General features: G+C 65.8%; 6 protein-coding genes and 2 pseudogenes. 4 read left to right on the forward strand and 4 right to left on the reverse strand.

The window, feature by feature from the left end:
• A pseudogene (locus CSW58_RS13725) lies at positions 1 to 115 on the reverse strand (electron transfer flavoprotein subunit beta/FixA family protein); the annotation flags it as partial.
• Positions 116 to 353: 238 nt separating this feature from the next.
• Here CSW58_RS13725 and CSW58_RS07610 point away from each other — a divergent pair.
• Positions 354 to 533 carry a hypothetical protein gene (locus CSW58_RS07610; RefSeq protein WP_236627709.1) on the forward strand — a complete coding sequence of 60 codons (180 nt, stop codon included), beginning with the start codon at positions 354 to 356 and terminating at the stop codon, positions 531 to 533.
• 101 nt (positions 534 to 634) lie between these two features.
• On the opposite strand, the gene CSW58_RS07615 is transcribed toward CSW58_RS07610, so the two are convergent.
• Positions 635 to 1,213 (reverse strand): cob(I)yrinic acid a,c-diamide adenosyltransferase, encoded by a 579-nt coding sequence (locus CSW58_RS07615; RefSeq protein ID WP_099446885.1) that lies wholly within the window; start codon positions 1,211 to 1,213, stop codon positions 635 to 637.
• Positions 1,214 to 1,284: 71 nt separating this feature from the next.
• The gene (locus tag CSW58_RS07620) at positions 1,285 to 1,482 is read right to left on the reverse strand and encodes a twin transmembrane helix small protein (protein ID WP_099446886.1); all 198 of its coding nucleotides are present in this window, start codon (positions 1,480 to 1,482) and stop codon (positions 1,285 to 1,287) included.
• A gap of 317 nt (positions 1,483 to 1,799) precedes the next feature.
• Between CSW58_RS07620 and CSW58_RS07625 the strand changes: the two genes are divergently transcribed.
• The 3 genes from CSW58_RS07625 to CSW58_RS07635 all read left to right on the forward strand — a co-directional run bounded on the left by CSW58_RS07625 (position 1,800) and on the right by CSW58_RS07635 (position 3,361).
• Entirely contained in the window at positions 1,800 to 2,027 is a 228-nt protein-coding gene (locus CSW58_RS07625) for a hypothetical protein (RefSeq protein WP_099446887.1), read from the forward strand.
• Positions 2,024 to 2,671, forward strand: coding sequence for a TetR/AcrR family transcriptional regulator (locus CSW58_RS07630; RefSeq protein WP_099446888.1), 648 nt, complete (start codon positions 2,024 to 2,026; stop codon positions 2,669 to 2,671). The genes CSW58_RS07625 and CSW58_RS07630 overlap by 4 nt, the downstream gene beginning before the upstream one ends.
• Before the next feature lie 87 nt (positions 2,672 to 2,758).
• Positions 2,759 to 3,361, forward strand: coding sequence for a TetR/AcrR family transcriptional regulator (locus tag CSW58_RS07635; RefSeq protein ID WP_099446889.1), 603 nt, complete (start codon positions 2,759 to 2,761; stop codon positions 3,359 to 3,361).
• A gap of 16 nt (positions 3,362 to 3,377) precedes the next feature.
• Here the strand turns inward: CSW58_RS07635 and CSW58_RS07640 are convergent.
• Positions 3,378 to 4,376 (reverse strand): annotated as a pseudogene (locus CSW58_RS07640) (acyl-CoA dehydrogenase family protein); the annotation flags it as partial.

A 4,376-nucleotide genomic window follows, 5' to 3' on the forward strand; every position in this document is an offset into this window, starting at 1 on the left:
AGAAGGGGTTCATCGACATCTTGACGTTGGCGAGGTCGACGCCGGTCTGGTCGGGCTTCACCCGAACCTTCACATTATAATCGATCACCCGCTTAACCGGGACTAAAACCTTCATCGGTCTACGCCGCCTCCTGGCTTTCTTTTCCTGCGGCGAACGGATTAGCGCCTCCGTCGGGGTTTGCAAGTTTCCCCTTACGTTAGCGTAAGCAATTGCCGCGCAATGATTTCAAACATCCGTAGGGCATTCCGCGGCCGGCGTCTGCTGCGGCGCACCCTTATGGGTCCCGTTCGGGCCGCATTCACCCCGCGCGAACTGTTTCCCCTTGTCGCGAAAAGTCTCTAAGAGGCGGCGCATGGATCGTTCGCTCAATCGCCTGAAAGTGATCTTTCTGGGCCTCTTCGCCGCCAGCTGCCTGGCCGTTCTCGGCTATCACGCCCTCTGGGTCTGGCCCAAGGAGCGCTGCGAGAAGCGCGGCGGCCTGTGGGCGGCCAAGTGGATGAAGTGCGGCACGGTCTATTCGATCGAGACCTGACGCGCCGCCCGCTCAACGTGCCGCCGATCAACACCGATCCCAAGAAGATGGACGGCGCCTCGGCGAGCAAGCCGCCGACCGACAAGAAATAAGGCCAGGCGCTACCGCGTCGCGCCAGGCTTCCACAGCACGTCGGCGCGGCCGTCGTCATTGGCCCGGCGGGCGGCGACGAACAGCAGGTCCGACAGGCGGTTGAGATACTGCAGGGCGGGCTGGCCGACGATCTCGCCCTCGACGTCCATCAATTCCACCACCTTGCGCTCGGCGCGGCGGCAGACGGTGCGGGCCACGTGCAGGGCCGCGGCCGCCGGGCTGCCGGCCGGCAGGACGAACGAGGTCAGCGGCTCCATCCGCCCGTTCATCGCGTCGATCTCCTGTTCCAGGCGCTCGACCTGGCTCGGGATGATCCGCAGGGGCTCCCAGGCGGGCTTGTCGTGCTGCTCGGGACAGGCCAGATCCGCGCCGAGGTCGAACAGGTCGTTCTGGATCCGCTCCAGCAGGGCGTCGAGTTCGGCGTCCGATCCGGTGTGCAGCCGTGCCATGCCGATGGAGGCGTTGGTCTCGTCCACCCCGCCATAGGCGTCGACGCGGATCGAGGCCTTGCTGACCGGCTCGCCCGTCGCCAACCGCGTCGAGCCCCCGTCGCCGGTGCGGGTATAGATGCGGTTGAGCGTGACCATCGGTCGCGGGTCCTGTCGCTTTTGTCTCAGGGCGCCGGCGGGCCCAATCAGTTTAGGTCGATGGGTCGAATCTAGTGGGTCTTCCACCAGAAGGCGGCGACCAGGACGATGATGGCGACCAGCTGAAGCACGACCCGAAGCCGCATCAGCTTGTTGGAATAGGACCGTCCGAAGTCGCCGCCCTTGAAGAGGGCGAAAACGCCGACGCCGAGGGTAATGAGCACCGCGCCCAGCGCGGCGAAGGTCAAAAGGTCGAAGAGCTTGTCCATGAGCCGAACCTAGGGATTCGAGTCCGGCTTGACCAGAGGAGGGCGGCGATGTGTCGGCCGCCGTCGCGCTGCGGACACATGTTCGGCGATCATGTTCGTTGAGCGCATTTGTCGCAGTGACGCTGCGATCTGGGCGCCCTAGGTACAGCCAGCGCCGATGTTCGGTGATTTTTGTTTTTCCAGGCGGTTGCAAACTCCGATTCTTACGGGTAGAGCCGCCGGTCCATTTTTAAAGTACGCGTTCGTTGAACATGATCAACTCCTCACCGCAGATCATTCAACGCCATTTTCCCAGCGGGGAGGCAGGAGAGACCCAAATGGCCCAGAGCGTTCGCGCTTCCGCCGTCGCCTTCTCCGCGTCCGAGCGCGAAGACGCCATGGCGGAAGTCCGCCAACTGATCACAGACCTGCGCGACGCCGCGCAGGACGGCCGCGCCCTGGCGCGCCGCTATGCCGACGTTCTGCAAAATGTCGTCGATGAGTACTGCGTTGAATTCGAGCAGCGCGCCGAAGCGGCGCTTGCTCGCCTGGAGGCCGCCGCATGAGCTTTGTATCGCTGAACTTCGAGTCGCCGACGGAAGCGCCGATCAAACTGACCCGCCGGGCCATGGCCAAGCAGCGGACGCGCGAACGGGTGCTGTCTTCCGCCCGCCGGCTGTTCAGCGAGCGCGGCTATGAAGGCACGACCATCCGCGACATCGCCCAGGTCGCCGGCATGTCGACCGGCGCGGTGTTCGCCAGCTTCGCCGACAAGGCCGAACTGTTCGACGAGATCCTGACCGCCGACTATGAGGTGGTCATCGCCCAGATGGCCGTGGCCGCTCGCGAGGGCGCGACCGTCGAGGCGTCCCTGCTGGGCCTGTTCGACGTGGCCTATCGATTCCATACCGAGCAACTGCCCCTGACCCGGGCCAGCATCGCCGTCAGCTGGACCCGATCCGACGTCGCCGAGCGCCGTTACCGCAACGACCTGCTGCAGGTCTTCCGTCTGTTGGCCGATTGTCTGCAGCGCGGCGTGGCCCAGGGCGAGCTCAAGGCGGACTTCGACGCCAAGCTGGTCGCGGAGATCATCTGGGACATGTATGTCGCCAATTATCGGCGCGCAATCTACGATAGCTGGTCGGCGGAGGCGCTCCTTGAGCGACTCGCCAAGCAGCTCAGGATTGTTCTGGCGGGCGTGCGCGCCTAGCGCGTTCGGTCGGGCGCGGCGGGGCTAGCCCCCAGCCGCGCCAACAGACCAAACCTATCAGAACGCTGCCGTATCCGGGGGACGGGCTTGGGGTTGAGGGACGAACAGAAGCAGGCGACACGGGAGCGGGTCCTTGAAGCCGCCCGCGACCTGTTCAACGAGATCGGCTACGACGAGACCACCATCCGCGCCATAGCGGAGCGGGCGGGTGTTTCGGTCGGCAGCGTCTTCACCACCTTCGCCTCAAAGGCCGAGGTGCTCAGCCATGTCATGGAACGTCGCCTGGGCGACCTCTACAGTGAGTTCGACCGGGTGCTGCCGTATCTGCGCGGCTCCACCGCGGACCGGCTCTGTTCGATCTTCGCCATTCACTACGAGTTCGAGACCCGGCGCGTGAAGCTGTTCCTGGCCCATATCGCGGCCTCGTTCAGCCCCAGCAACGAACCCGGGATCACCCCCTTCGGCCGCAACGAACGCCTGGCGTCCATGCTGGTCGACGTGCTGACCGATGGCGTCAAGCGCGGGGAGGTGCGCGACGACCTCGACCTGACCCTGGTGGTCGACAGCCTCAAGGCGTTCTACGCTTGGAATTACCGCATGGCCGCGGCCATGGGCTCCGACGCGACCGCGATGTCGGCCGTCATGGACCGCCAGATCGGCCTGGTCGCCGAGGCCTGGCGGCCCAGATAGGCCGGGGCGCGCCCCTCTAGTTGCCGTCTTCCAGCAAGCGCCGGGCGATGACCTGGGCCTGGATCTCGCCGGCCCCCTCGAAGATGTTGAGGATGCGAGCGTCGGCCAGCACGCGGCTGATGACATATTCCATGGCGAAGCCATTGCCGCCGTGGATCTGCAGGGCGTTGTCGGCGGCGGCCCAGGCGACCCGGGCCCCGATCAGCTTGGCCATGCCGGCCTCGACGTCGCAGCGCTTGTCCTCGTCCTTCTGACGGGCGGCGTAATAGGTCAGCTGACGCACGCCCATGATCTCCGCCGCCATCATCGCCAGCTTGTTGGCGACGCGCGGGAATTCGAAGATCGCCTGACCGAACTGCTTGCGATCGAGGGCGTAGTTCAGGCCGATGTCGAGGGCGGACTGGGCCACGCCGACAGCGCGGGCGGCGGTCTGGATGCGGGCGCTCTCGAAGGTAGCCATCAGCTGCTTGAAGCCTGGCCTTCCACGCGCCAGCAGGTTGGCGGCAGGGACGGTGAAGCCGTCGAAGCCCAGCTCATATTCCTTCATGCCGCGATAGCCGATCACCTCGATCTCGCCGCCGGTCATGCCGTCGGCGGGGAAGGGGGTTTCATCCGTACCGCGCGGCTTTTCGGCCAGCAGCATCGACAGGCCGCGATAGTCGGTGGTGGCCGGGTCGGTGCGGACCAGCAGGGTCATGACGTCGGCGCGGGCCGCGTGGGTGATCCAGGTCTTGGCGCCCGTGACGACATAATGGTCGCCGTCCAGCACGCCCGGGTGCGCAGCGAGCCCAGGTCGGAGCCCGTGTTCGGTTCGGTGAAGACGGCGGTCGGCAGGATCTCGGCGCTGGCGATCAGCGGCAGCCAATGGGCCTTCTGGGCCTCGGTGCGCCGGTCAGGATCAACTCGCCGGCGATTTCTGACCGGGTGGCCAGGGAGCCGACGCCGATCCAGGCCCGCGACAGCTCCTCGGAGACCACGCACATGGCGGTCTTGCCATGCCGGCGCCGCCATATTC

It is taken from the genome of Caulobacter sp. B11, from assembly GCF_002737765.1.
Classification (GTDB): Bacteria; Pseudomonadota; Alphaproteobacteria; order Caulobacterales; family Caulobacteraceae; genus Caulobacter.